The following is a 23452-nucleotide window of genomic DNA, read 5'->3' as shown; positions in this document are numbered from 1 at the left end:
GAGCGCGCGGCCGCGCCGCCGCCTCCTCCGCCCGCGCCGCAGGCTCCGCCCGTTCCGCCGCCGGCCCCCGCTCCTGCCGCGCCCTCGAACGCCGAGCAGAATCTCGCCGAGATGGCTCAGCGTCTCGAAGCCGCGCTGCGCCGCCCCGCCGGCGAGACGGTCGCGCCTCCGGTTGCGCCGGAGCCGCCCGCGCCACCCCCGCCCCGCGCCGCACGCAGCGAGCCGCCGGCCCCCCCGGCTCCGCCCGCAAAGCCGGCCGCGGAGAAGACCAGCTTTGAAAATCTCGAAGACGAGATGGCCTCGCTGCTCGGCCGTCCGAAGCCGTCTTCGTGAGGCTGCCGGCCCTCCCGCGTAGAGTTGTTTTTCTTTCTGTCCTGATCGCCGCGGCTTCGCTCGCGATGCCTGCGCATGCGCAGGACATCAGCATCAATCTCGGCGGTCAGGGGGGCGGCGTTACCGAGCGCGCGATCCAGCTCATCGCGCTGCTCACGGTGCTGTCGATCGCGCCGTCGATCCTGATCATGATGACGTCATTCACGCGCATCGTGGTCGTCTTGTCGCTGCTGCGCACCGCGATGGGTACGGCGACCGCGCCGCCGAACTCGGTAATCATCGCGCTCGCGATGTTCCTCACCTTCTTCGTGATGGGACCTGTCCTGCAGAAGTCCTACGACGAGGGCATCCGCCCGCTCGTCGCCAACCAGCTTGGCGTCGAGGACGCACTCCAGCGCGCTTCCGTCCCCTTGCGCGGCTTCATGCAGAAGAACGTGCGCGAGAAGGACCTCAAGCTGTTCCTGGATCTCTCGGGCGAACCACCGCCGGCCACGCCGGACGACCTCGCACTGCGCATCCTCGTTCCCGCCTTCATGATCTCCGAGCTGAAGCGCGCCTTCGAGATCGGCTTCCTGCTGTTTCTCCCGTTCCTGATCATCGACCTCGTCGTCGCCTCCGTGCTGATGTCGATGGGCATGATGATGCTGCCGCCCGCAACGATCTCGCTGCCGTTCAAGCTGATCTTCTTCGTGCTGGTCGATGGCTGGTCGCTGGTGGCGGGAAGCCTGGTGCAGAGTTACGGGGGCGGATAACTGCGGCTCCATCCGCCGTCATGCCTCGGCTTGTCCGGGGCATCCAGTACGCCGCGGCCTTTCGATTTCATCACTGCGGTCTCTGGAATACTGGATCGCCCGATCAAGTCGGGCGATGACACCGAGAACGTGGCGTACAGTGAGACGGCGTCGACAGCGCCCTACCCCTCCACGTCATACTGCTTGCTGAGGTGATCGCCGATCTGCACCAGCATGGCGACGCTTTCGGGGAAGCCCGGCTTATCCGTCGCGGCCTGGTCGGCATCGGCGCGGAATTCCCAGCTGTCGCCGTCGCGGACGATCGAGATGACGAGGTCATCCGGACCATCGGCATGGACCTTCAATTCGGCCCGCGCCATGGCGATGAGTTCGGCTTCGGTCTTGGCAGGCTTGCTCATATCGACGCTCTCCCGGCGTGAAGACGCGCAGGTTGCCGCTTCAACGGGCACCTGTCGAGAGGCCTCGTGGTAGCAGGGTTCCTACCGCGTCATCTTGATCTGCCGCACGACGGGGATCGTGGGCAGCGAGCCGGTGTGGTCGGCCTCGTCCTTGGCTTGCGGCGAGGCCGGCGCGCGGGCGGTTGCGTCGGGGAAGCGCTGCTTCATCTCGCGCAGGAAGCCGTCGAGCGTGTCGACGCTGGCAGCAAGCTTGGCGATCTCGGCGAATTCGGCGCTGGAGGACGCTGCCGGCTTGCTCGCGATGTCGAAGGCGACCCGGTCCGCACTCTCGCTCATCAGCGGCGCATATTTCTCGCGGAAGCGCGACAGGCCGATCGAATCGTCGGCGAGCGCATAGCCGACGGCGGCACGGATGATGTCGCTCTTCTCCACCGCGTTGAGCGGCTTGAAGTCGCGGAAGCGCTCGCCGTAATAGAGCTCGATCTGCTCAGCGGATTCGCGCCAGCGCCGCGCCGCCCAGAAGATGTCGGAGCGCAGGCGGAGCACCTCGCGCCCGGAAACGTTGGAGACGATGTCGAGCGCGAGATCGTGGCGGCCGACGTCGCTCTGTGCGCGCGCCTCCAGCAGCAGCCGCTGCTGCCGCAGCTCGCCGGAGAGATCGCTGATGCGGCTCGCGCGCAGCGCCGAGATCGCCATGTCGGGCTTGCGGTTGGCGAGGTAGATCATGGACAGGCGCGCGGCGACCTGGGCGCGGGCTGCGCCTTCGAGGCGATGGTCGACCTGATACTGCAACAGCTCGGCGGCCTGGTCGAGCAGGTCGATCGAGGCGAGACGGTCGGCGAGACGGCGGATCAGCTCGTCGCCGCGGCGGCCGATCGGCGTCAGCTCGCGGAACTCGTAGAACATCCCGAGCGCTTCGACCGGCGGCAGCTCGTCGCCCTTGGGGCCCAGGAAGATCTGCGTGAATAGGTCGGAGGCGAGGTCCTGCGCCTGACGCGAGGCCTCGGCGTTCGGCTGGAGCCTTGTCGCGGTGCGCGCCGCCCTGAGCGCGTCCCGGTAGCGCCCGTTCTCGGCATAGATCTGGGACAGCATCTGGAGCGTCTTGACCTCGATCGAGTCGCCCCGCCAGGTCATCGACAGCGTCTCGAGCTCGCGCAGCGCGTCTTCCTTGCTGATCTCGTCGCGCTTCTGCCGCAGCGCCACTTCGAGCTGCTTGGCCTCGGCCGCCGCCTGACGATCGTTCGAGGCGACCGCGAATTTGTAGTCGTCGAGCGCGTCCTTGTCGTGGCCGAGCGCCTCGGCGAGCCGGCCGCGCAGCACAGCGAAGCCAGGCGCCGCCTCGGGCGATATGCCGACCACCTCGATCTCGCTGCGGCGCTTGGAGGCGCCGGCATAATCCTTCACCTCGAGCGAGGCGCGCATTGCCTCCATCGTCACGATGCGCTGGATGTCGATCGGCAGCGAGGCGATGGCAAATTCGACGTTCTTGAACTTCTCGCGCGCATCCGCCCACTTGCCCTGGCGCGCATAGGCGAGCGCCTTCCACAGCTGGGAATCGTGGCTGTTACCGATCACGGGATTAGCGAGGTCCTTCAAGCCCTGCGCTGGCCGGCCGATCAAGATGTTCGCGATCGCATGCATGATCAGCGCGCCGCTCTCCTCCTTGTTGAGGGGATCGGCCAGCATCAGGTCGGTCACCGACTTGGCTTCGTGGTACATGGCGCGCGACATGTAGAACTGGGCGAGATCGAGCCGCGGCAGCGAGCGCTGCGCCGGCTCGACGGCCGAGATCGCCGTGATCAGGCTACCCTGGCGCGTCCAGAAATCCTCCGACTGGCCCTTGCGCCAGCCTTCCGGACTGAAGACCGGCCGCACCGCGGTCGGCGCCCGCTCGGCGGAGATATCGACCGGCGACAGCGTCAGTCCGCCCTTCTTGCCGAGAATGACCTTGTCGGATCCGACCTCGACGCCGACCTCGTCGGAGTTCGGCCGGATCGCGATGCCGTGCGCGGATTCCAGCAGCGAGAGATCGACGAGATCCTGCCGCTTGATGAAGCCGCGCACCGGCCGCTGCCCGGTGACGACATAGAGCGTGTCGCCGGCGTCGGGATCGGTCAGCTTGTGCAACAGGCCCGGATTGGCGAACGGGATCGCGATATTGGCGAGCGCGGGGTCGGTGATGTTGCGCGACATCATCAGCGGTAGCGGCGTCGCCTGGATCTTGTCGGCGAGCGTCAGGAGCCAATTGGTCTCCTTGCCGATCTCCTCGCTCGTCAGCGAGTAGACCAGCGGCCGGGTGAGACGGATGCGGACGGCCTGCCCCTTATCGAGCGGCATGCGGCTGACCTCGCCGATCATCGCACCGCCCCGGCTGCGGATCGCCTCGACGTCGATCGGCTTCGGCGTATCGAACACCAGCCACACCGTATCGCCGCGGCGGAACGCCGCCGCAGGCGTTGCCACCTGAAGCGGGAAGATCACGCGCAAGCCATCGCTGTCGCGGCGGACATCGACGCTGGCCACGGTGGGCTGCGGCGCGGCCGGCGCCTCGGCAGGTGCGGCCTTGATGCTGTCCTTGACCGGCTCTTTCGCAGCCTCCTTCACGATCTCCTTGGGCGCTTCGGACACCGCGGGCTTGACGGGCGCGACCACAGCTTCCGTTGTCGGCGCGGCGGGCTTCGACACGTCCTTGGGCGGTTCCGCAGCATGCGGTGCTTCGGCCGCGGGAGCCGGCGCAGGCTTCGGTGCGTCGACCGGCGGCATCGCCGCCGGAGCTTCCGGCTTCACCTCGGGCTTCGCTTCGATCTTGGCTTCGATCTTGGCTTCGCGCGCGATCGTCTCGGACGTCGGCGGCGCGATCTCGCGATGGACCTCCTTCGGCTTCTCGGCCGCCGGCTTTTCCGGAGCCGGTCCATGGCTTTGGGCCACAGGCTTCGCCTGCGCGATCACCGCCTCAGCCGTCGCGGCGGTCTTGCCCTTGTCGGGTTGGAAGGAGATGTCGACGACGTAATTCTTCTCGTCGCGGAAGGAGTGCACGTCCGAATCGCCGATCAGCGCGATCTCGACGCTGGTCTGGTCGATGTCGGACTTCTGCTTGATCGAGGCGACGTTCGGAGGCGCGGCGACGACGGCGTCCGCCAGATCGAAATTGAGTCCGGCATTGAACGCGAGCGTCAGCTTCTGCTCGTTGAGCACGGAGGACACGCCGACGCCGTCGGGCATCTCGAACACGAAGCGCACGAAAGTCGGCTGCACTGAGGCGCGCACGCGGATCTGCGGACGCTTCTTGGTCTCGGCTGCGGCGCGCTGGGCGCGCAAGGCACGTTCCGCGACACGCGCACGCTCGGCCAGTTCCTTGACCACGTCCATGGGCAGGCTTGGCGGCGGCCCCTTCCAGCCCTCCGGCAAGAGATCGATGAAGGTGCGCTCGCCGGCATTCATGGTGTTGACGGTGACACGCCGCGCCAGTGACAGGCGGATGGCGCTGCCGTCGGGATCGCGGCGGGCAGAATTGACGTAGTCGGGCGCACCTTCCGGAACGCGATCGACGGGAACGTCGACCGCCCGGTCGAAGCGAATGATGAGAATGGAGCCGGCCGTCGTCACCTCGGAGGGAACGTCCTCGCCCAGCTTGATCACCAGACGGGCAAAGCCGCCACCGGCCGAGAAAGTCGCCTCGCCCCGGACCACATCGGCGGCGCGGGCGGGCGCACCGAGGCCGATCAGCAGGCAGGCCGCCAGCACGGGTGCCTTGCGGACATGGCGCGACAGCCCTCGCGCCAAAGCGCGGGCTCGCGACATAAATCCAGCGGCAGCCTTCTGCGCCATTGGCGGCGTTTCTTCCAATTCGGCGGTCCATGCCAGCACTGGCGCCGGCGCGTGCCGTCGACTGTAGGTTTTGCCAATTAAGGACTTGTTAATGCTGTAATGACGAATTCACCCGGCACAGTGCGTCGCGACGCCTGCTTGCGGGCTCAGGCATTCGTGCTTCGAAATCTGGAGAGCAAGTGGTTAAGGAGGTGTTAACACCCCTTCGGTCGCCCCGTCAGGAATGCCAATCAACCCCCTCGATTGGCCGGCAAGGCATTCACCTTGCCTCGCGCTTCGCGAATTGACTGCAAGGTCAATCGCTTTTCCGAGATTCGGCTCTCGATGTACTCACGCTCGAGATCGGTCAGCGGTGTGTTCAACAACCGCCGATAGCGGCGAATGCTATCGTCGTGAGCTTGAATGAGCGCGAACCTTGCATCCATATTCACCTCCGATTCGTTCCGCCTCACCGGGCCAACTCAGTCGTAATCGACGCCATAACGCGCGAACTCGTCGCCGATGTTCTTCTGAATTGTCTTCGCAGTCGAAATGTCAGATTTTCCGCCGGTCGCATCGCCTTGCTTCAGCTTGGCAAGCCCGCGGCCAAAGAGCGCGCTCGCCAGTTCCGGGGCGGCTCGCAGGGCAGAATTGTAGTCATCGATCGCCGCACCGAACTCACCCATCTTCAGGTGGATCAGCCCACGCGAGTCGTACACGGCGGCGCTGGTCGATCCCGATTGAAGCGCTCTGTCGCAATCCTCCAGCGCTTCTCGCGAGGCACCAAGAACCGCCCGGGTCCAACATCGTCCGCTCCATGCCGCCCGCGAGGCGGGCTGGAGACGGATTGCCTCGTCGTAATCATGCGCCGCGCGCTGGTGGTCGTTTTTCTTCAGGTAGGCTCCGGCGCGGTTGATGAAGGCAGCGCCATAGCCGGGATCGAGCTTGATCGCATCATCAAAGGCTTCGATCGCGAGCTCATATTCGCGTCTCCTCAAGTGAGCCACGCCGCGGTTGTTGAAGGCCTTTGCGTATGTCGGATTGAGTGCGATCGACTGATCGAAATCGCTGATGGCGCTGTCGTAGTCGCCCTTTGCAGTGTAGGCGTTGCCGCGATTGTTGTACGCGATTGCCAGAGCCGCCGTCGAGTCTGGACGCGCCTGTATGAAAGTCGTGCAGGCACCGATCCGGGCATCGAGCGAGGTGGTACCCGTCCCGTTGCACAGTTCGATATTGCTGAGATAGCTGTCCTTCACCCTGGAGCTTTGGGCCACGACCGGCAAGCCGACCAACATCAGGACGACAAGCGCCAGTCCGCCTTCGGCAACGGAGGATCCTGGTTTCATGTCAGGCTCCCGATCTTCTGAGATCTGGCGATTGCACCGGGTCGGACCAATTCTCTAGCAGCCGCGGCAGATGTTCAGATTGAGCCTTTTCTCGGCCCTTTGCTCGGGTTGGCGTGTCCCCGCAGCACCGGGCTTCTTCGTATATTTGTCCTTGCCCTCTTCGATCAGAGTGGAAAACCTGGTGGTTCCGTCGTCCGAGATTTCGACGTGAGGTGTGGTGCCTCGAATGCCCATCGTCGCGACCGGCGTTTCGATCTTCATGTCTCCGGTCTTCGCAACCTGGCCGGCAACAAAAACGAACGTTCCCTTGGTCAGGTTGAAGGCTGTCGAATTGGACTTTCCACCCGGCTCGTAGACGTATTCGTCCAATGTCATGCGGGCGTTGCTCGACAAGTTGAACGAAGTTCCATCGACGAAGTTGATGCCGACCCGACTGTCGGCACCGGTTCGAACCACATCGCCCAAATAGACGGGATCACCGATCTTCGTCTGGATGGATTCGCCCCCGACGTTTGCCTGGACAATGGCGGCGCCCGCATGCTCGATGATGACCGAGCCATCGGCTGCCACAACTTTCCCGATTGGCTTTGACGACGAGTCCAGCACGGCGCGCCGCGGAGAATCATCCTGCGCCTGAACCGGGCGGGGTGACGAAGCGGCCAGCGCAAGGACGAGACCTGCCACGAGAACAATCGTTGCACGAGTGCCCATGGCTTCCTCCTTTTCGAAGAAATGATCCTCGAGCATCCGAACGGCTCCGACAGCGCCGGCGAAAGCCATCGGGGATAATGGCAGACCAGCCGCAGCAAGCCACGACAGCCAAAATGGTTATTCCGGGGTAATCCGAATGGCTGATCGCCGTGTCCAAAAGAGTCACTATCCGCGCCAGGCAATTTCAAACAGCTTTTGGCGCTGAAAGCGGTGCCTTCGGGCGAAACGACAGCAATTCTGCCGTGATCAGCCTGGGCGGAATTCTCGGAAACGACGACTTTTAGCGGGCATGGCTGAGGTTGCCGGCACAAAATTGTTCCCGATCGCGTGACGCGGCAAGCCGGCCAAGATGCAGCGGCATAGGGCGACGCCTGAGGCCGACCGCTCGGGCAATCGAGGTTGAAAAATGGCCGTCACGTCCACTGGAGAGCACGGGGACGAGCGCGAAGCCGCTGCGGGCCTGCATCGCCGCGTGAAGACGGCGAAGAGCAGTCCTCCTGATGTACCCGCTATTCAATCTCATGAGCGAGCCTCTGCCGACCGTTTCGGGATGCTGTCGCTCACGGCATTGCTCTTCTCGATGATCAAAGAGGTCAGGGCCGCAGACCCGAACGCAACGTTCCTGGACGACGATACGATTACATACAAGGACTTTGCACACGGCACGTTCGAGCTCACGACCAAGGAACCAATCCCGCGGAACATCATCGTCGAGGACCCCGGACAAACCGTCGTGCTGAGCAAGGTCGGCTCAGGGCTTGCCGTGAATCAGCTCGACAACAGCCCCACGCGCATGGAGGAGCTGCGGGTGGCCCAGCAGGAGGCGCTCGAAAATTTCTCGAAGGGATTTGGCAAGAACGGGTCCGGCACGCCTCCGTTCGTCGAATCTCTGCCGCTGGAGCCGATCAATTTCATAGCGCCCGCGGGGCCGAACGCGCTGCCACCGTTGCAGCCGATCATCGTCACGGTGCCAGACATCATCACGCCCGTGCGGACGGCGCCGATCTTGAATGTGCAGGCGGGCCCGCTTGAACTCGACACGGTCGCGTTCGACGTCTTCACCGCAACAACGGGAACGTTCAGCGCCAGCAGCTCCAGCGCCGCGCTGACTTTCGGCATCAGCGGAGGCGCTACGGGCGCTACCGCGCTGCAGGGAGCGATTTACGACGTATCGAAGACCAGCTCTTTTGGCACGCTTTATCTGAACAGCACGACTGGCGCCTATGCCTTCGTTCCCGACAGTGGCGCGATCAATGCGCTGAAGACGCCGACCACCGATAGCTTTGTGATCACCGTGTCCGACGGGTCGCTTTCGGCTCAACAGACCTTCACGATCAACATCAACGGGGCCGACGACGCGGCGATCATCTCCGGTACGACGACCGGCTCGTCGGTCGAATTCGGCGGCGTCGCCAATGCCGCATCCGCCCCCCCTCTCACGACCGGTCTCACGACCGGCAAGCTTTCGGATGTCGACGTCGACGACCCCGCCAACACTTTCACGGCCGTCAATTCCCCGACGAAGAGTGCACACGGCTACGGCACTTTCACCATGACCGCCGACGGCGTCTGGAGCTACACGCTCGATCAATCCAACAGCGCAGTACAGGCTTTGAACGTCGGCCAGACGCTGACCGACACCTTCACGGTGACCAGCATCGGCGGCACCCCGCAGTTGATTACCATCACGATCAACGGCTCCAACGATGCTGCCGTCATTTCCGGGACGACGACCGGTACCGTGACGGAAGCCGCATGTTGGAAGCCCGGGACTCCAATCGTGACCGGCAAGCTTGCAGATGCGGACGTCGACAATACTCCCGACAGCTTCACGCCGGTGACCTCGCCGAGGGCGAGCGACCACGGTTACGGCTGCTTCCGGATGACCGCTGACGGCGTCTGGACCTACACGCTCGATAATACCAATTGCGTCGTGCAGGCGCTGAACGCCTACGACACCCTGACCGACACTTTCACCGTGACCACCATCGACGGCACCGCGCAGGTGGTGACGATCACCATCCACGGCACGAACGATCCGGCCATCATTCACGGCTGCATCACTGGCTCGGTGACCGAGCCCGATTGCAGGGAACACGGCAAGCCGACGGCGAGCGGCAGACTGACTGACACCGACGTCGACAACGCGCCGAACACATTCACGCCGGTCACTTGTGCGACACGGAGCGCGGGCGGCTACGGCAGTTTCACGATGACCGCCGCCGGTGTGTGGACCTACACGCTCGACACCACCAACTGTGCCGTGCAGGCGCTTCCTTCCTGCGAGACTTTGACCGACACCTTCACGGTCACGACCATCGATGGGACGGAACAGACCATAGCCATCACAATCCACGGCGCCGACGATCGCGACCATTTCGGCCACGCGGCAGCGCTCGATGCCGCCGATCCGCCCCACGCCGCCGCGCCCCCCGAAGACAATGCGGCTGCGCGAGCTTTTGCCGCCGGTCCGACGGTGGCCGCGAGCGCCCTTGACGCGAACACGGATGGCATCGGTGTCTCCGGCGAAAGTCCGGATCATGGCAAGATCGGCACAAACGACAATTGCGACACCTGTCACGACGGGCACGAACAGACCCTTCTTGCCGGCGGCTCCAGAGACGATCATTTCGTCTTTGCTTCGACGTCGAATTCCAGTGCAGCGCGACCTGATATCATCTCTGGTTTCAAGGCAGACTCTGAGCGGAGCGACGTGATAGCGCTCGGCGCGCTCACCCTCTCCGTTCTGGCACTCGACCACTCCAGCACGATGGTGCCCGCACATACGATCGCCTGGCTCTACGACAGCTCGGCGAACCAGACCATCGTGTACGTCAATGCGACGGATCAAAGCCTGAGCATCGGCAATTCCAGTCTGGTGGAAATCCATCTCGATGGCTTCTCCACCGTCCAGACGTCGGATTTCATGCTCGCGCTGGAAACGTCGGGTCATGCGATGGCAGCCGAGCCGGCCAATCTGGAAGCGAGCGCGGACAACGACGCGACCGGTAGCCCGACGACGGCGACCAGCCTCTCATCAGGCGAAACCGTCCATGAGCGAGCCGCCCTGATCGACGGAGACGGGCCCGGGCAAGCCGCGAAGGCGAGCGGGTGCAGGTTCGATGCCGATTGCGACCGGATTGCCCTCGTCAGGCACACCCAGTTCGTTCAGCCCGACGATACGAACACGCGATCGGACGCGTCCAGCAGCGAGAGCGTGGCCTCCGCGGTGAGCCACGTGCAGCCCGTCAACCACCTTCATTCCACGGCAGTTGCGGAGAATAGGTTCGTATTCGACAAGCTGACACCGTTCGACAACGGCAAGGAGATCGCGCCCGCTTGGGAGCGCGTGGCCGCCAAGGACAGCGGTCCGGTCACACCGTCCACGGTCGACCCGAGCATCGAGTCCGGCCCCGACTCCATCCAGACGTCACACCACGAAAATCACTTCCGCGAGCATCATCATGGCGACCCGATAGCCGAGGACGGCCTTCCTCGAGGTGCTTGGGTCCACCTCGGGGACTCATTTCATTTCAAGCAACACGGCTCTGACGGTTCGGGTGACATTGCGCCCCTGCCCTGGCACGCGGCAGTCGAACCCTACGCCACCAGGGATGGCGCTTTGCATGGCCACCGTTCAGAGCTCAGCGCAGGATGGGACGATCCTTCGGACCCGTCCGGTCATCACGAGCATGCTGGCGTCGTCCACGGATCCAGGCCGGCGTCGATGCCTGAACCGTCCCCGCCGCATATTGATCCGGCTCACGGGGCGGGCTCAGCTCACGCCCACGTGCCGCACGATCTGATCGTGTGAAGTCCGCAGGGCGACTGGATCTTCAGTGCTGTTTTCCCGTGCCATCCGACGCCGAGGAGCTGTCCAGCTCGGGACAAGCATCGTCAGTGTCGCCATCCTCTTCTTGCGGCGGCAATGCATGCTGATGGTCAAGCGCGGATGTCCAGGCCAACGTCATCGCCGCGATGAGCAGTCGATTGACGGCTTCGATTGCGCGTTCTGCTACGGACGAGTAATTCATGGCTTCCGCCCGCGCGGCTGATTGCCGATGGCGGGAGCCTAGGACGAACTCTCCAGCACCACTGTACTCCAGTTCACAGTTGCACGCGTCAACTCATCGCAGCCTCAGAAGATGCCGCCTGCTTCAGCTGCATCTGCAACGCGAGCCGACGTGCTTCGTGCGACGAGGACGTCAAGCTCGCGGCGATCACCCCACTCCCCGGCGCGTTTGATCTGCGTACTTGGTTGCCGAATAGGCTCGCACAACCTCAGAGGTGTTGCGGTCCATCAACGACTCTGAATCAAATGTGATCATTGCGATGCGAATGCGATTGGTCAACTTTTTTGGGGGAGCAATCAATGAGCGGAGAAGCCAACTGTATTGTATGTAGCCAGGCAAGAGCGGTCGTAGCCGTCTTTCCAATCGCGCGGGGCTATGCACTAAAGGTATACGAGTGCTCCTGCTGCCACAGCACCCTTCATCTCGTGACTCGCACGACGAAGGCTGCGCTGATCAGGCAGCACTGCGAGACCCTCCTTCCCGTCGACAAGCCGCTGAGCGCGACGGGGCCCAGGGTTCAACAGCGGTTCGCGCACTAGACGCGCAAGGCGTCTAGCCGCGTACAGGCCGAACGACCGCGCGATTGCGCGCAGGCTGCCGCAGCGCGCCGCGCCTCCGGAGCCTTCAATTCGGCTTTTGCGTCGGCTTGCCGTCGATCTTGGGGAGATCGCCGGCCGCGGCCGATTGATCGCCGCCGCCATTGGCCCGGCGGGCCATCTCGACCGTCAGCCGCTCGGCGGCCTCCGGCGACATCACTCCCATGATGTCCGACATCTTTCGCGGCGCGATCTGCGAGGCGATCTCGATCAGCACGCCCATCTCGAGCCGGTCGAACACCCGTGCGGCGTCCTTGGGCTTCATGCCCTCATACATGGTCACGAGGCCCTTCATGCGCTGGGCTTCGGCGGCCTTCTGCTCGGCCTGGGTCGCGGAGATGCGGGATTCCACCGCCTTCATCTCCTCGACCTTGTTTTCGATGCGCTTCTCGGCCGACTTGAGCAGGCTCTCGCGGATGTCGATCTCGCGCTGGCGGGACTCGATCTCCTGGCGGCGTGCCTGCAAGCGCTCCAGGATCGCGCGCTCGGATGCCGAGACCTGCGGCTGGGCCTCGTCCATCTTGACCACGGTGCCCTCGGGCTTGGTCTCGGGCGCGGCGGGCTTCGGCGCCTCTTTCGGCGCGCCATGGGTAGATCCCGTGATATCGGGGTCTTCCCGCCCCGTCGGAAAGTTCAGATTCTCCTGCGCCCAGGATTTTTTGATCTGGCTCGGCTGGTAGTCGAAGACATAGCCGCCATTGATCACGAGGCCCACGACCTTGAGCGTGGCGAGCCCTGCGACGGCGACCAGGACGACCGGAATGACGCGGATGTTACGAAAGGATTTCATACCCTGACTTTATGCCGCGAGGCCGTTGGACCGTCGGCGCTCGGAGAAGGCTTCGGCCGCAGCCGCCACCGCTTTCGCCGATGAGGGCTTGGCCGCGGGCACCTCGGCCGTTTCCGGGCTCGTCGCGGGGCGCGCCGCGATCGCGATCTTGGACAGGCGCCGCACCACGTTGTCGGCTTCGCCGAGCTGCTTGTAGAGCTGGTCCGACATCTGTGTCGCCGCCGCCAGCTGGCTGCCGAGGTTCTCGTTGACGTCGCGCACCGCGAGCTTCAGCCCGCCGATCGCGCGCTCGGCGATCTCGGTGGCGGTGATCAGCTCGCCGATGACCGCCTTCAGCGAATGCTCGTCCGCCTTCAGTCGCGTCAGCCGCTTGTTGAGCATGACACAGTAGACGATGGTCAGCATCAGCAGGATAGCCACCAGCGTCTCGATCGCCATTCCCAGGGAGTGGTTCATGGGGCCTCCATCATCTTGTTCTGCTCGTCGACCTTCTCGAACATCGCAAGTGTCGTACTTGGCTTGCGCAGGGGTTTCGTCACCCGTATCGCGACGCGGTCGCCGACCCGGCCCATCCGCCCCTCGGTCAGGGTGACGTCGCCGCAACGCACGGTCACGTTGGCATCCGCGCGCATGTCGAGCGGCAGGGTGTCGCCGACCTTGAGCCGCATCAGCTGCTTGAGCGGGATTTCGGCCTCGTAGAGCACGGCGTCGACCGCGATCTCGGCCTGGTTGATCTCGGTGGCGAAATGGCCCTCCCAGATCGTGTCGCGGCCGAATTTTTCGCCCATGAACATCTGGAGCAGGACGCCCCGGATCGGCTCGATGGTCGCGTAAGGCAGCAGCAGCTCGATGTTGCCGCCGCGATCTTCCATGTCGATGCGCAGGCGCACCAGGATCGCGGCGTTGGCGGGACGGCTGATCGCGGCGAAACGCGGATTGGTCTCGAGCCGATCGATCGTGAAGGTCACCGGCGACAGCGGCCGGAACGCCTGCTCGGCGTCGGCCAGCACCACCTCGACCAGCCGCTTGACCAGCTCGGTCTCGATCGTGGTGTAGGGCCGGCCCTCGATGCGGAGCTGGCTCGCGCCGCGCCGGCCGCCGAGCAGCACGTCGATCATCGAATAGATCAGGCTGGAATCGACCACCGCCATGCCGAAATTTTCCCACTCCTCGGCCTTGAACACCGAGAGAACGGCCGGCAGCGGGATCGAGTTCATGTAGTCGCCGAAGCGCACCGAGGTGATGCGGTCGAGCGAGACTTCGACGTTGTCGGAGGTGAAATTGCGCAAGGAGGTCGTCAGCAACCGCACCAGGCGGTCGAAGACGATTTCGAGCATCGGCAGACGCTCGTAGGAGACCATCGCTGAATCGATGATCGCGCGAATGCCGGAATGGTCGTCGAGCGTGACGTCGCCAACCGCGAAGCCGAGAAGATTGTCGATCTCCTCCTGCGACAGCACCCGCTCGCCGGAATTCTTGCCGGCGCCGAGATCGCGGCTGCCGTCCTCGACCATGGCCGCCCATTGCAGGGCCATAGTCTCGGATAGTTCGTTTTCGGCAGCAGCCTTCGCGGCCTCCGCGGGATCCTCGGAATCAAGCGAGGCCTCCCATTGGGCGGCAATTGCATCCTGGTCTGGTTGGTCGGTGCCTGCCATGATCCCTAGCCCGTCATGCTCACTGGATCACGACTTCCTTGAACAGCACCGCGCTGACCTGGATCGGGGCGACCGCCGCGTTGACGCGCTTGGTCAGCTCTTCCTTGAGGCGGAAGACGCCGGCGGATCCGTTGAGGTCGGAGGAGCGCAGCTCGCGCACATAGGTCTGGAAGATGTCGGTCACGCGCGGCATCGTCGGCTTGATCGCCTCGATCTGCTTCTCTTCCTTCAGCTCCAGCACGATCTTGAGCTTGAGATATTGCACGCGCTCTCCGGGCGCGCCGGCGAGGTTGACCATGATGTCGGGCACGTCGACGAAGGCCGGCGGCTTCGGCGGCGGCGCCGCCTCGGCGTGATGCTCGTCGTCGCCATGACGGAAGAAGAAGAACCAGGTCGCGGCACCGCCGCCGAGGACGGCGAGCAGGCCGACGGCCATGATGATGAGCTTGAGCTTGTTCTTCGGCGGAGCGGCTTCCGCGCCTTCGGCGGCTGCGCCGCCTTCCGCTTCATTGTCTGCCATGGTCGATAGGCTCGCTCATCTCATAAGGGGTCGAAAGAGCGAAGCCTCCTGGCAGACAGTGACGCGATACAAATGCCCCAGCGCAGTGCGCTCCTCTTACACGCAAACGCTACGGTAATAATGGTTAACGGTTTCTTTCGATTGGGCCTCCACTAGGAAAAATCTGCCGGGCAAACATGGCTAACAGAACCTTTCTGCCGCCTCCCCGCGCCCCTTCGAAATCGACAAGATATTGAAATTACGAGTCTTTTTGAGTTGGCACGGCTTTCGCTGAGAAAGGACCGAGGCCGGAGGGTTTGGGAGAACCTGGCGGTCTCGTTCACGGGTCGGCCAAGGCGCTTGGGAGAGCGAGGTGGCAGGCTCACTCAGGGGAGATTTCCGATGCAGAACGCGCTTCTGATCGGCTTGTCACGGCAGATGACGTTGGAACGGCAGATGGATGTCATCGCCAACAACGTCGCCAATGCCAACACCAACGGCTTCAAGGCCGACCATTCGCTGTTCGAGGAGTTTCTCAACTCGAACGCGCGTGAGGATAATTTCATCGCGTCCGACCGCCGGGTCTCCTATGTGCAGGACCGCGGCACCTTCCGCGACGTCGGCCAGGGGCCGATGGAGCCGACCAACAACCCGCTCGACATGGCGATCGACGGCAACGCGTTCTTCGCGGTGCAGGCCAATGGCGGCGAACGCTACACCCGCGACGGCAAGTTCTCGCTCAACAGCACCGGCCAGCTCGTCACCTCCGACGGCAACCTCGTGCTCGGCACCGGCGGCCCGATCACCTTCCAGCCCACCGACCACGACATCAACGTCGCGCCCGACGGCACCGTCACGGTGCTCGAGGGCACCGCCAAGACCGACTCGATCCGCGGCAAGATCCGCATGGCTGCGTTCGACGATCCGGCGAAACTGACCAAGCTCGGCGCCAACCTCTACGACGTCGGCTCCGCGACCCCGCAGGCCATCACCAAGTCGACCGTGCGCCAGGGCTACATCGAGAAGTCCAACGTGAACTCGGTCGGCGAGATGAGCCGCATGGTCGAGGTCATGCGCAGCTACACCGCCATCGCCAATCTGCTCCAGCAGCAGAGCGACCTCCACAAATCGGCGATCGAGAAGCTCGCCGACGTTCCGGCCTGATTAGGGGATCACTGACATGCAAGCGCTCCACACCGCTGCGACCGGAATGGCGGCCCAGGAACTCAACGTCCAGGTCATCTCCAACAACATCGCCAACCTACGCACCACCGGTTTCAAGAAGCAGACGGCGGCGTTCCAGGACCTGATCTACGAGCACGTCCGCCGCGTCGGCGCGCAGGCCTCGGACCAGGGCACCATCGTGCCTGTCGGCGTCGACATCGGCGGCGGCGTCAAGACCGTCGGCACGCCGCGCAGCATGACGCAGGGCACGCTGTCGCAGACCGGCAACGACCTCGACCTCGCGATCTCGGGCGAAGGCTTCTTCAAGATCCTGATGCCCGACGGCACCTTCCAGTACACCCGCGACGGCACCTTCCAGATGGACAACCAGGGCCGCGTCGTCACCGCGCAGGGCAACCCGGTGCAGCCGACCATCACCATCCCGAACAACGCCTCCGGCCTCGCCGTCAACGAGCAGGGCCAGGTCTCGGTGACGCTGCCGGGTTCGTCGACGTCGGCCGTTCAGGGCCAGATCGGCGTGACCCGCTTCATCAACAAGGCGGGCCTCCAGCCCGTCGGCAACAATCAGTTCGTCGAGACGCCCTCTTCCGGCCCGCCGCAGGACGGCACCGCGAACACCGAAGGCTACGGCAAGGTCACGCAGGGCAGCCTGGAGCAGGCCAATGTCGACGTCGTCTCGGAGATGAGCGACCTGATCGCCGCGCAGCGCGCCTACGAGATGAACGCCAAGGTCATCAGCGCCGCCGACCAGATGATGCAATCGACCACGGCGTTGTTCCGCTGAGGTGATGACGATGATCCGCACCACCCTCGCCACGATCTCCGCTTTCCTGCTGCTGGCGCTGCCGGCGCAGGCCGCCGACGATTTCATCGCAGCGCCGACGCTGCGCGCGAGCGTCACCGTGACCTCGGACGTGGTGCGGGTCGGCGATCTCATCGACAATGCCGGCTCGGCCGCGCTGATCCCGGTCTACCGCTCGCCCGATCTCGGCACCACCGGCGCGCTGCCAGTCGCGCATGTGCTGTCGGTGCTACGCGCAAAGCAGGTGATCGGCGTGATGACCGGCGACATCAAGGAAGTCCAGGTCACCCGCCTCGCCCGCACGCTCGCCAACAAGGACCTCGAGACCGCGGTGGCCTCGGCGCTCGAGCGCCGCTTCGGCCTTGGCGAAGCCGCCAACATCGCCGTCACGTTCGACCGCGGCGTCGCCGACATGCGGCTCGATGCCTCCAACACCGGCGCGCTTCAGCCGGTCGCAACCCGCTATGACGCCCGCAACGGCCGTTTCGACATCGCCTTCGAGATCAACAACGACAGCAATTCGACGCCGACCAAGCTGCGTTTCACCGGCACCGCGATCGAGACGGTGGAAGTGGCCGTGCTGACGCGCGACATCGACCGCGCCGATCTCCTGAAGTCCTCCGACATCGCGCTGGAGCGCCGGCCCAAGGCCGAGGTCACCGGTGAGGCCGCCTCGCGCGATCGCACGCTCGGCATGCAGCTGCGCCGGCCGATGCGGGCGGGTATGCCGATCCGCGTCGCCGACATCGTCAAGCCCGACTTCGTGCAGCGCGATCAGAGCGTCACCGTCATCTACCAGGTCCCCGGGATCTACCTCACCACGCGCGGCAAGGCGCTCGAGAGCGGCGCCGAGGGCGACACCGTGAGCGTGCTCAACCTGCAGACCAAGCGCACGCTGAGCGGCATGGTCACCGGCCGCGGCCAGGTGACGATCCAAGGCGCGAGCCAGTCCGCGCCGATGGCGCCTGCGGTCGAGCAGACCTCGTCGCTGAAGCGGGACGAAGCGCCCGCACCCGTCGACACTGCAGCTTTGGTCCGAAACCTGGTCCAGGCCCCCGCATCGCAGGCTCAAATCGCCCAAGCCCAGATTCCGCAAGTTCGCGTCCCGCAAGCTCCAGCCAAGTCAGAGTAAGTCATGTCCACGTTCAGTTCGGCTTCCCGCCTTCGTCGCGTCGCGATCTCTGGTCTGCTGCTGGCAGTTTGCGCGCTGGCGAGCGGCTGCTCCTCGATCGACCGCCTGTCGCAGATCGGCGAGCAACCGAAATTGTCGGCGATCGACAATCCGACGACGCAGCCCGGCTACAAGCCGGTGCAGATGCCGATGCCGAAGCCGGAAGTCGCCTCCTACAATCCGAACTCGCTGTGGCGCAACGGCAGCCGGGCCTTCTTCAAGGATCAGCGCGCGACCCATGTCGGCGACCTCCTCACCGTGACCGTGAACATCACCGACAAGGCCAACATCGCCAACGAGACCCAGCGCAGCCGAACCGCCAAGGAGGATTCGGGGATTACCAATTTCATCGGCAGCCAGACGGTCACGCAGCCGCTCAAGATCCTGCCCGGCCGCCTTCTCACCACGGACTCGACATCCTCCGCCGACGGCAAGGGCTCGGTCAACCGCACGGAAGCCCTGCAGACCAACGTCGCCGCGGTGGTCACCCAGGTGCTGCCGAACGGCAACCTCGTGGTCGAAGGCAAGCAGGAGATCCGCGTCAACTACGAGATCCGCGAGCTCGTGGTCGCCGGCATCGTCCGCCCCGAAGACATCCAGAGCGACAACACCATCGATTCCAGCAAGATCGCGCAGGCCCGCATCGCCTACGGCGGCCGCGGCCAGATCACGGACGTGCAGCAGCCGCGCTACGGCCAGCAAGTCATGGACGTGCTGCTGCCCTTCTAAGTCTCTCCCGAGCTCCCACATCGTGTTCGCGAACCTAGGCGCGAACGACGATGTACTACGCGGCCCTCGCTAGCTCCCCTGGCGAGGGCCGCATGTATTTTGTAAAGGCAATTGGGACGACTGACGGCGGGGAATGGCTTAGCAGCCTCACTTGAACTCCGCCTCCACCACGCCCAGCCCGTCCAGCTCCATCCGCACCTTGTCGCCGGCCTTCAGCCACAGCGTCTTCACCAGGCTCCCCGTCAGCACGAGTTGACCCGCATGCAGCCCCTTGCCCTCGGCGGCGAGGTGGTTGGCGAGCCAGGCGAGTGCGTTGTGGGGATGGCCGAGCACGTCGGCGCTGGTGCCGTGGCTGACCTCTTCGCCATTGACGATGGCGCGGCCCTTGACCGCCTTCAGATCCGGCACCGACGAGCGCGGCACCGCCTCACCCAGCACGCAGCCGGCGGCGAAGAAATCGTCGGCGATCAACGTCGGCGCACCCATCGTTTCCCACTTCACATAGCGATCATCGACGATCTCGATCGCGGGATGATAGGCCTCGACGGCCTCGCCGACCCATTCGGCCGTGAACGGCGCCTCGCCGGCGGCGAGGTCGCGCTTCAATCGCACCGCGATCTCGCACTCGACGCCGACACGGACATAGTCGGCAGCTGCGAGCTTGGCCCCGCTCTCGTGCACGCCCTTCTGGAACACGCTGCCGCCGCAGGGATGCGGGATGCCGATATAGTCCTGCATCACCTGGCTGGTGCAGCCGATCTTGTAGCCGGCCAGCGGCCCGAGATGCGGCAGCAGCAGATCGTGCAGCGCGCGCTGGACCTGATAGCCCTCGGCTTCATCGGCCGGCGGATGGTCCAGGGCCGCGAGCGGCGCGCGGTTACGGCGCGCGAGCGCTATCGCCTTTGCGGCTTTGAGAATCTTGTCCATCGGCGCCGGCTCCCACGCTACGCAATTGAGGTCGGCAGTTCAGCATTCCCGCCGGGGCGTGACAAGCGCGGGCCAACGGCCCAAAGGACTCCTAAGGGCGACCTCAGCCCTTGACGAGACCGAGCCGGATCAGGCTTTCGGCCGTCGCGAGGATCGCCTCGTCGTTGGAACGGGCCTGCCAGCCGAGCAGCGACCTCGCCTTGGCGCTGGTGGAATGCCGAACCCTTCCAAGCATCGGTACGACCGCGCGCAGCAGCGGAATCCGGTTCGCGGTCAGCCGCACCAGCCAGTCCGGGGCCTGGAGCCGTGGAACCCGGCGCGCCCTGGGTCCGAGTTCCCGCCGCAGCACCCTGGCGATATCGAGGATCGACATCGTCTCACCGGAGACCGCGATGAAGCGCTCGCCTTTCGCTTCGGGCGCCGTCATCGCACGCAGGTGCAAATCGGCCACGTCGCGCACGTCGACCACGCCGAAATAGACCCGCGGCACCGCCGGCATGGCGCCGTCGAGCAGCGATTTGACGATCTCGATCGAGCCGGAGAAGTCGGGCCCCAGCACCGGGCCGAAAATGCCGGCGGGATTGACGACCGATAATTCAAGCCCGCCGCCCTCGCGCGCGATGAAATCCCAGGCCGCCCGCTCGGCCAGCGTCTTGGATTTGATGTAGGGCTGCACGTCGGCGCCGCCGAGATTGGTCCAGTCGGTCTCGTCGAACGGTTTTTCGCGCGGCGGATGGCCATAACCGATCGCGCCCAACGACGACGTAATAACAACCCGTTTGACGCCGGACTCGCGCGCGGCGCGCAGCACCCGCAGCGTGCCGTCGCGGGCCGGGATGATCATCTCGTTCTCGTCCTTGGGAACACTGGTCGACAATGGCGAGGCGACATGGAGCACGTAATCGCAGCCGGCGACGGCCTCGCGCCAGCCGTCGTCCGCGGTGAGATCGGCGGTGAAAAAGGACAGGCTTTCCGGCGACGCAGCTCCACCCTCGCGCAACATCGCCAGCACGTCGGCCTGCCGGTCCGGACGGCGCACCGTGGTCCGCACCTGATGGCCGGCGGCCAGAAGTTGCAGGACGACATGGATGCCGACGAAGCCGGATCCGCCGGTGACCAGAACAATGCTCATTGCCGAACTCCCCTCACTGCGCAGGCTGGGCGAATTGGTTCCGCCACCCTGCTCAAGGCCGCATCTGGTCACTATCTCCCCGGGGAACAAGTAGAATGGATTTCGAGACCGGTATGGAAAACCTGACCAGTGTTTGCGACAGCGACTGCGATTGCAGCCCCGACCCTGCCCTGCTCGCCGACTTCAAGCGCGCCATCCATGCGCTTGGCGGCAAGTGGAAATTGGAGATCCTGTTTGCGCTGATGAACGGCGCCGTCCGTTTCGGTGCGTTGCGGCGATCAATCGGCGGCATCACCCAGCACATGCTGACCACGCAGCTGCGCGAGCTCGAGCAGGATGGATTGGTGTCGCGAGCCGTCTTCGCGGAGAAACCCTTGAGAGTCGAGTACGAGCTGACGGACGAGGCCTACGGCCTGTTGCCGGCGTTTAAGGAAATATTGAGCTGGTCCAGGCTCTATGGCGATGCGCGCCTTGTGGCGTCGCAGCAAGCCTGATTGCAGCCAAGCCCGATTGCAGCAATGTGTGAAGCTGCCGGATCGGTGCCTCAGCATTCGAGTCGATCTCGTTGATGCGACTCGCAAAACCTCCCGCACCTGAAGTGAAGGCTGTTTCTCATCCGAACTTACGTGAGCTCGGAGGAAGTGACTCCAGCCCATTGATCGTGATTCACTTTTCGCGATCGCGCCCTGCGCCGCGCATCACGGCAAGCGGCAGACAAAATGCTGATCACGGCGCTCAAGCGGCACCGTGAGCCCAAAAACAAAGAGCCGCATCGCTGCGGCTCGGACTCTATTCGTCGCGGTAGACCTTCTCGCGTTTCTCGTGGCGCTCCTGCGCTTCCACCGAGAGCGTTGCGATGGGCCGGGCTTCGAGCCGCTTCAAAGAGATCGGCTCGCCGGTGTCCTCGCAATAGCCGTAGGTGTTGTCCTCGATACGCTGGAGCGCGGCGTCGATCTTGGCGATCAACTTGCGCTGGCGGTCGCGGGCGCGGAGTTCGATGGCGCGGTCGGTTTCGGACGATGCCCGATCGGCGAGATCGGGGTGGTTCACGTTCTCCTCCTGCAGAGCCTGCAGCGTGAGCTTGGACTCTTTGAGGATCTCATCCTTCCAGGCGAGGAGCTTCAAACGGAAGTACTCCTTCTGCCGGTCGTTCATGAAAGGCTCTTTTTCGGTCGGTCGGTAGTTTTTCAACTTTTCCAAGGGCGGCCTATCTGTCTAAGCAACGACTCGCAACGGAAACGGGTCCGTTAAGCCGGGCTTATATAGTGGCCTCATGTGACAGACAATATTTCCCTGATCGTTCGGTTAGCGCCCCCAAGCCCTTGCACAGGAAGGTTTATCCTGGAGAGCCCGGGGGCGGCCGAAGGCCTAGTAACCGACCGTGAAACGCTGCTTCGGATGGGCCGGCCGCTCGATCTCGTCGGCGAGCGCAATGGCGTAATCGGCGAAGCTGATCCAGCTTTTCCCGTTCGCATCTGCGAGAAGCTGATCGGTGCCGAGCCGGAACTTGCCGGTTCGCTCGCCCTCGATGAAGAGGGCCGACGGCGAGATGAAGGTCCAGTTCAGGTCCTTTTCCTGTCGCAGCAGGTCAAGGAAAGCCCCGCCCGCCTCCGCTTCGGCCTTGTATTGGGCGGGAAAACCGGGGGTTGTAACCAGTTTGACGCCGGGAGCGACTTCCAGGCTGCCGGCACCGCCGACAACGAGGTAGCGACCGACGCCGGACGCCTTCGCCGCGCCGATCAGCTTGAGCGGGTCGCTGGCGAGGAAGTGCACGGAACTCACGGCGACGTCATGTCCGGCCCACAGCCTGGCAAGGCCAGCTTGGTCGAGCACGTCGCCCTTGGTGGACGTGACGTTCGGCAGGGTCGCGATCTTCTCGGGGTTCCGGGCGATCGCCGTGACCGCATGGCCGCGACGCGACAGTTCCTTGGTGATCTCCGACCCGGCCCGGCCCGAGGCGCCGGCGACTGCGATTTTCATGGAAGGCTCCTTTGCTTCTTTTGGTAACTAACAGTTACTAGATATCGCAAAGGATGCTGGTGTTAAGAGAGCACTTTGTGCTTACCTGATTACGCAAGAGTAACCGGGACCCGTCACCGGCCGCGAGCCGGCAAGGGGCCAAACGGATCGCGAGGAGTTGACGATGAAGCCAGACGTCTATGCAGCGAACTGCCCCACGCGCCAGATCCTCGACCGCGTCGGCGACAAATGGGCGGTGCTGATCCTGCTGCTGCTGCGCGAGGAGCCGATGCGCTTCAATCAGTTGCGCCGAACGATTGAAGGCATTTCGCAGAAGATGTTGAGCCAGGTTCTCAAGTCGCTCGAGCGCGACGGCCTGATCAAGCGTCACGCCATCGCAACCGTACCGGTGACGGTGGAATATTCGATCACGCAGCTCGGGGTGACGCTCGCGGCCGCCGTCGATCCCCTGCGCGATTGGGCCGAGCAGAACCTGAAGGACGTGCTCGCCGCCCAGCGCCGCTACGACGCGCAGTTGAAGGACGAAGCGGCGTGAATGGCAAAGTCTGGAGCAAGCTGTTCGCACG

At 64.3% G+C, this 23452-nt stretch carries 22 protein-coding genes and 1 pseudogene; 9 read left to right on the top strand and 14 right to left on the bottom strand.

The features are described 5' to 3' along the window. Together OWC48_RS33140 and fliP are read left to right on the top strand one after the other, a co-directional pair. Positions 1 to 333, top strand: a pseudogene (locus tag OWC48_RS33140) (flagellar biosynthesis protein FliO); the annotation flags it as partial. Next, on the top strand, positions 330 to 1085 hold the full coding sequence (gene fliP, locus OWC48_RS33135; RefSeq protein ID WP_063982286.1) for a flagellar type III secretion system pore protein FliP: 756 nt from the start codon (positions 330 to 332) through the stop codon (positions 1083 to 1085). The pseudogene OWC48_RS33140 and the gene fliP, both read left to right, overlap by 4 nt. A 161-nt stretch (positions 1086 to 1246) precedes the next feature. Here fliP and OWC48_RS33130 read toward each other — a convergent pair whose 3' ends face one another. The 5 genes from OWC48_RS33130 to OWC48_RS33110 all read right to left on the bottom strand — a co-directional run bounded on the left by OWC48_RS33130 (position 1247) and on the right by OWC48_RS33110 (position 7383). Then, entirely contained in the window at positions 1247 to 1483 is a 237-nt protein-coding gene (locus OWC48_RS33130) for a hypothetical protein (protein WP_282523741.1), read from the bottom strand. A gap of 81 nt (positions 1484 to 1564) precedes the next feature. Then, a complete protein-coding gene (locus tag OWC48_RS33125; RefSeq protein ID WP_282523740.1) occupies positions 1565 to 5311 on the bottom strand; it encodes a tetratricopeptide repeat protein in 3747 nt (1248 codons plus the stop codon). A 230-nt stretch (positions 5312 to 5541) separates the two neighbouring features. Continuing rightward, the gene (locus OWC48_RS33120) at positions 5542 to 5736 is read right to left on the bottom strand and encodes a hypothetical protein (RefSeq protein WP_282523739.1); all 195 of its coding nucleotides are present in this window, start codon (positions 5734 to 5736) and stop codon (positions 5542 to 5544) included. A gap of 36 nt (positions 5737 to 5772) precedes the next feature. Further along, the gene (locus OWC48_RS33115) at positions 5773 to 6546 is read right to left on the bottom strand and encodes a tetratricopeptide repeat protein (RefSeq protein WP_282523738.1); all 774 of its coding nucleotides are present in this window, start codon (positions 6544 to 6546) and stop codon (positions 5773 to 5775) included. Positions 6547 to 6690: 144 nt separating this feature from the next. Continuing rightward, the gene (locus OWC48_RS33110; RefSeq protein WP_282523737.1) at positions 6691 to 7383 is read right to left on the bottom strand and encodes a FecR family protein; all 693 of its coding nucleotides are present in this window, start codon (positions 7381 to 7383) and stop codon (positions 6691 to 6693) included. A gap of 370 nt (positions 7384 to 7753) precedes the next feature. Between OWC48_RS33110 and OWC48_RS33105 the strand changes: the two genes are divergently transcribed. Further along, entirely contained in the window at positions 7754 to 11161 is a 3408-nt protein-coding gene (locus OWC48_RS33105; protein WP_282523736.1) for a VCBS domain-containing protein, read from the top strand. Between the two features lie 22 nt (positions 11162 to 11183). Here the strand turns inward: OWC48_RS33105 and OWC48_RS33100 are convergent, their stop codons facing one another. From OWC48_RS33100 to fliL, 5 genes are all read right to left on the bottom strand, one after another. After that, positions 11184 to 11381, bottom strand: a complete 198-nt coding sequence (locus tag OWC48_RS33100; protein WP_282523735.1) for a hypothetical protein — start codon at positions 11379 to 11381, stop codon at positions 11184 to 11186. 663 nt (positions 11382 to 12044) lie between these two features. Continuing rightward, the gene (locus OWC48_RS33095; protein ID WP_014494009.1) at positions 12045 to 12806 is read right to left on the bottom strand and encodes a MotE family protein; all 762 of its coding nucleotides are present in this window, start codon (positions 12804 to 12806) and stop codon (positions 12045 to 12047) included. Between the two features lie 9 nt (positions 12807 to 12815). Next, entirely contained in the window at positions 12816 to 13262 is a 447-nt protein-coding gene (locus tag OWC48_RS33090) for a DUF6468 domain-containing protein (protein WP_282523734.1), read from the bottom strand. After that, positions 13259 to 14461, bottom strand: coding sequence for a flagellar motor switch protein FliM (gene fliM / locus OWC48_RS33085; protein ID WP_014494007.1), 1203 nt, complete (start codon positions 14459 to 14461; stop codon positions 13259 to 13261). The genes OWC48_RS33090 and fliM overlap by 4 nt, the downstream gene beginning before the upstream one ends. A 19-nt stretch (positions 14462 to 14480) precedes the next feature. Beyond that, a complete protein-coding gene (gene fliL / locus OWC48_RS33080) occupies positions 14481 to 14981 on the bottom strand; it encodes a flagellar basal body-associated protein FliL (RefSeq protein ID WP_212095498.1) in 501 nt (166 codons plus the stop codon). Positions 14982 to 15362: 381 nt separating this feature from the next. On the opposite strand from fliL, the gene flgF reads away from it, so the two are divergent. From flgF to flgH, 4 genes are read left to right on the top strand one after another with little or no spacing between them, the layout of a single operon-like run. Then, on the top strand, positions 15363 to 16124 hold the full coding sequence (flgF, locus tag OWC48_RS33075) for a flagellar basal-body rod protein FlgF (protein ID WP_071912210.1): 762 nt from the start codon (positions 15363 to 15365) through the stop codon (positions 16122 to 16124). Between the two features lie 16 nt (positions 16125 to 16140). Further along, on the top strand, positions 16141 to 16929 hold the full coding sequence (gene flgG, locus OWC48_RS33070; RefSeq protein WP_028158324.1) for a flagellar basal-body rod protein FlgG: 789 nt from the start codon (positions 16141 to 16143) through the stop codon (positions 16927 to 16929). 10 nt (positions 16930 to 16939) lie between these two features. Then, the gene (flgA, locus tag OWC48_RS33065; protein ID WP_282523733.1) at positions 16940 to 18079 is read left to right on the top strand and encodes a flagellar basal body P-ring formation chaperone FlgA; all 1140 of its coding nucleotides are present in this window, start codon (positions 16940 to 16942) and stop codon (positions 18077 to 18079) included. A 3-nt stretch (positions 18080 to 18082) separates the two neighbouring features. Further along, complete coding sequence (gene flgH, locus OWC48_RS33060; RefSeq protein WP_282523732.1) at positions 18083 to 18847, top strand: flagellar basal body L-ring protein FlgH; 765 nt, start codon at positions 18083 to 18085, stop codon at positions 18845 to 18847. Between the two features lie 147 nt (positions 18848 to 18994). On the opposite strand, the gene OWC48_RS33055 is transcribed toward flgH, so the two are convergent. Continuing rightward, positions 18995 to 19774, bottom strand: coding sequence for a 2-keto-4-pentenoate hydratase (locus OWC48_RS33055; RefSeq protein ID WP_282523731.1), 780 nt, complete (start codon positions 19772 to 19774; stop codon positions 18995 to 18997). A 103-nt stretch (positions 19775 to 19877) separates the two neighbouring features. Next, positions 19878 to 20906 (bottom strand): aldehyde reductase, encoded by a 1029-nt coding sequence (locus OWC48_RS33050; protein ID WP_282523730.1) that lies wholly within the window; start codon positions 20904 to 20906, stop codon positions 19878 to 19880. A 95-nt stretch (positions 20907 to 21001) separates the two neighbouring features. Here OWC48_RS33050 and OWC48_RS33045 point away from each other — a divergent pair, with 95 nt between their 5' ends. After that, on the top strand, positions 21002 to 21400 hold the full coding sequence (locus OWC48_RS33045; protein ID WP_282523729.1) for a helix-turn-helix domain-containing protein: 399 nt from the start codon (positions 21002 to 21004) through the stop codon (positions 21398 to 21400). Positions 21401 to 21695: 295 nt separating this feature from the next. Here OWC48_RS33045 and dksA read toward each other — a convergent pair whose 3' ends face one another. After that, positions 21696 to 22061, bottom strand: a complete 366-nt coding sequence (dksA, locus tag OWC48_RS33040; protein WP_008554760.1) for an RNA polymerase-binding protein DksA — start codon at positions 22059 to 22061, stop codon at positions 21696 to 21698. Positions 22062 to 22274: 213 nt separating this feature from the next. Beyond that, complete coding sequence (locus OWC48_RS33035) at positions 22275 to 22886, bottom strand: NAD(P)-dependent oxidoreductase (protein ID WP_282523728.1); 612 nt, start codon at positions 22884 to 22886, stop codon at positions 22275 to 22277. A 163-nt stretch (positions 22887 to 23049) separates the two neighbouring features. On the opposite strand from OWC48_RS33035, the gene OWC48_RS33030 reads away from it, so the two are divergent. After that, positions 23050 to 23421 carry a helix-turn-helix domain-containing protein gene (locus OWC48_RS33030; protein WP_027518927.1) on the top strand — a complete coding sequence of 124 codons (372 nt, stop codon included), beginning with the start codon at positions 23050 to 23052 and terminating at the stop codon, positions 23419 to 23421. Positions 23422 to 23452: the final 31 nt, after the last annotated feature.

The organism is Bradyrhizobium sp. Arg816, from assembly GCF_029989365.1.
In the GTDB taxonomy this organism is placed as follows: domain Bacteria; phylum Pseudomonadota; class Alphaproteobacteria; order Rhizobiales; family Xanthobacteraceae; genus Bradyrhizobium.
The sequence above is the reverse complement of the archived record's forward strand: the minus strand, read 5'-3'. Positions and strand labels throughout refer to the sequence as shown.